The 340-nt window shown below is 59.7% G+C and carries 1 protein-coding gene; it reads right to left on the bottom strand.

Going from position 1 to position 340, the window contains the following annotated elements; translation table 11 throughout:
- Nucleotides 1–104: 104 nt before the first annotated feature.
- Nucleotides 105–340 (bottom strand): Lrp/AsnC ligand binding domain-containing protein (locus tag RVY79_RS17495; RefSeq protein WP_317465759.1); only part of this gene is annotated, 236 nt, incomplete at its 5' end.

Genomic DNA, 340 nt, shown 5'->3' on the forward strand with positions numbered 1-340 from the left:
GCATGGAAAACTCCTTTCGGGTTGGGATGCTTAAAGTTTGATCCTTGCCACGGATGGAAGGTCAAGCGCTATTTGCATCCCCGCCACACCAACCTGCCGAATGTTCATAGGGGCAAGGCCGTGGTGCTCTTCACGCGGTCCAGCACGAAGCTGGTCTTGCAGTCTTGCACGCTGGGGTGCTTGAGCAGCGTATCGAGCACGAAGCGGGAGTAGTGGGCCATATCTCTGACGACCACCCGCAACAGGTAGTCCATGTCGCCGGTCAGCGCGTGGCACTCCACCACCTCGGGCCAGTTCTGAACCGACGCGCGGAACACGTCCATGGGGTTGCGCTTGTGCG

It is taken from the genome of Chromohalobacter sp. HP20-39, from assembly GCF_033052815.1.
Classification (GTDB): Bacteria; Pseudomonadota; Gammaproteobacteria; order Pseudomonadales; family Halomonadaceae; genus Chromohalobacter.